Raw genomic sequence first — 2,574 nt, 5'->3', positions numbered from 1 at the left:
TGTTCGCTGAGATACGCCTGATAGGCCAGCCGGATGCCATCCTCTAGCGAGGTGCTGGCGCGCCAGCCCAGCCTGGCGAGGCGGCTGACGTCGAGCAGTTTGCGCGGCGTGCCGTCGGGCTTCGAGGTGTCGAAGCTGATCCCGCCCCCCATATCGGGGGTGAACGGCAAGACCCGGACCAAAAATCGCGAAACCGACACCGTGCATAGTAAGCGGCGGGCGCTGGTGGCTTCGATCGTCCGCAAGAAATATTTTGACACGTCGGGCAAATCACCGGCACAATTGCATCATCCCGCAATCTGCAATGCTCGTGGCCGTGTCCGACAACGGCATCTTCCGCAGTTCGCCGGTCGGGTGAAACGCAGCGACGGCGTGGCGCGAACGGCAGTGAAGCAAGGCGACGGGTTTCGCGAGGGCTTAACCCATCACCTGATCGAGTAGCACAGAAGGTTCGGCGTCCGGCCCGGCAGTGAAGGCCACGGCACCATACTGTCGTCGCGACACCGGATCATGCCGACATGATCTCATACGTCGCAACTTCCTGGCCGGGGCAGTTTCTACTTTACCGATAATCCAGCTAAGCGCGGGCTGCGGCTGCAGACCCAACAGATCGACGCTTGCGCGGCGTACTTCACGAGAAGCGGCGACCGCATGCCCGCGGGGGAGACGCGTGTTTTGCCGCGTTCGCGTCAAATCAAATCGGCCTTTGATGGCCTCGCAAGGGCTCAACCCCTCCTGCCGGCCGCGCGCTGAACGATTTCATGACCGCGCGCCGACGTTACACCCTGACAGCTGATCCCAAACGACCCACTAAACCAGACGTCTCAAGAAGAGGCGGCTGGTCGATTTTCCGAAACCGACGAGGAGAGCGAAGGCAATGAGTGAAAACAGGAATAGGAATTCGGGCTCGCTTTTGTATCCATTCCTTTCTGCTGGCGGCGTCGCCCCGTATGGCGCCGGCCTTGGCGTGTTGACCGCCTACCCGGCGGCGGATGGACGATACGTGCCGTACTTTGGCTCACATGGGAAGCCCGTGAGTATTTCTTCCCCAGCGGAGGAAGCAATTAAGAACGCGCGCATGCAGCTCGACAAAGTGCCGCGTCAGGCGCCGCAACTCGTCCCCGGCCAATTTGGCTACGCGCCGAATTCTCTGCATCTTAAAGGAAACAGCGCGACTGTTGATGCCGCAAATGAGATCAAGGCCCGGAACGGCTGGAGGGTCAGCAATTTGCAGATGGGCCTCAGCGGGCCCGGCTACGGCGTGAACTTGCAGCCAATACCGAATGGCCAAGGAGGTGTCCAAGTCGATCTAGATTACCGGCTATGGTCACCGTGGTCGGGCAACACGCACTTCTCGGACGAAATCAAGGCTCGCAACAAAATTAGCGGGCGTAGTCAGGCACGGCAAGCGGCGCGCTACGGAGAATTGATCGCCGCGCGTAAGGCCTTGACCGAAAACGCGCGTTTGGTTGGAAAGGCATTACAGGCCGGAGGGCTTGCGTTTCAGCTTGGCGGCGCATTGCTGGACTACCATCTCACGCAGCGGGAGGTGCAACGGCAGCTCGCGCAAGGCGACACCTATGGCGCCGGTCTCGCCAATGCGCGCTTGTATGGCCGCCAGACAGGCGGCGTTCTCGGTGCCGCTGCCACGGGCGCGATGCTGCTCGGAGGCGCTGGTGCGGTCGGCGGATCGACTGTCCCGGGTCCCGGCACTATTGCGCTTGGCACACTCGGCATACTCGGAGGTGGCCTTTTCGGATCCATCTTCGGCGAAGAGGCGGTTCAACGCTTGTACGAACGATGGATGGGCCGTTCAGCTTCCGGCGGATCTCGAACGCTCGGCACGCCTGCAAGTCAACGTACAAACGACAACCTCTATCCAGCCTCGGGGCCGACACCCCTTGCCAGTGAGCACGGCGGACTTTTAGGGAGATTTGGAGTTCCGTGACAGGGCTGGACTGCATCCCGCGAGACACGGTACCTCCGTGGCAGGCGCTAGAGATGGAACCCGCCCTCGCGATCATTTCATTTCGCTGAGATACGCCTGGTAGGCCAGCCGGATGCCATCCTCGAGCGAGGTGCTGGCGCGCCAGCCCAGTTTGGCGAGGCGGCTGACGTCGAGCAGTTTGCGCGGCGTGCCGTCGGGCTTCGAGGTGTCGAAGCTGATCCCGCCGGTGTATCCAACCGTGGCGGCGACCACGCGCGCGAACTCGGCGATGGTGATATCCTCGCCGGTGCCGATATTGACCAACTCGTCGCCGGAATAGGTCTTCATCAGGTGCACGCAGGCATCGGCCATATCGTCGACATAGAGAAATTCCCGCCGCGGCGTGCCGGTGCCCCAGACCACGACGTTCCCTGCGCCGGCAAGCTTCGCTTCGTGAAAGCGGCGGATCAGGGCGGCGACGACGTGGCTGTATTCCGGATGATAATTGTCGCCGCGCCCGTACAGATTGGTCGGCATCACATTGATGAAGTCGGAGCCATACTGGCTGCGATAGGCCTCGACCATCTTGATGCCGGCAATCTTGGCGATGGCATAGGGCTCGTTGGTCGGCTCCAGCGGCCCCGTCA

Annotated in this window: 3 protein-coding genes and 1 pseudogene; 2 read left to right on the top strand and 2 right to left on the bottom strand. The window is 61.7% G+C overall.

The genetic code is table 11. From position 1 onward, the window contains the following. Nucleotides 1-146: pseudogene (locus Q7U29_RS16595) on the bottom strand (GDP-L-fucose synthase); the annotation flags it as partial. Nucleotides 147-159: 13 nt separating this feature from the next. Between Q7U29_RS16595 and Q7U29_RS16590 the strand changes: the two are divergent. Both Q7U29_RS16590 and Q7U29_RS16585 read left to right on the top strand, forming a co-directional pair. Next, nucleotides 160-441: a hypothetical protein gene (locus Q7U29_RS16590; protein ID WP_304743283.1), complete on the top strand. Its 282-nt coding sequence runs from the start codon at nucleotides 160-162 to the stop codon at nucleotides 439-441. A 637-nt stretch (nucleotides 442-1,078) separates the two neighbouring features. After that, nucleotides 1,079-1,948 carry a hypothetical protein gene (locus tag Q7U29_RS16585; protein ID WP_304743281.1) on the top strand — a complete coding sequence of 290 codons (870 nt, stop codon included), beginning with the start codon at nucleotides 1,079-1,081 and terminating at the stop codon, nucleotides 1,946-1,948. Nucleotides 1,949-2,020: 72 nt separating this feature from the next. Here the strand turns inward: Q7U29_RS16585 and Q7U29_RS16580 are convergent. Then, on the bottom strand, nucleotides 2,021-2,574 hold a 554-nt coding region (locus tag Q7U29_RS16580), incomplete at its 5' end, for an NAD-dependent epimerase/dehydratase family protein (RefSeq protein WP_304743279.1).

Source organism: Bradyrhizobium sp., from assembly GCF_030654605.1.
Lineage (GTDB): Bacteria > Pseudomonadota > Alphaproteobacteria > Rhizobiales > Xanthobacteraceae > Bradyrhizobium.
Note: the sequence above shows the minus strand (reverse complement) of the source record. Positions and strands in the feature narration are given on the sequence as shown.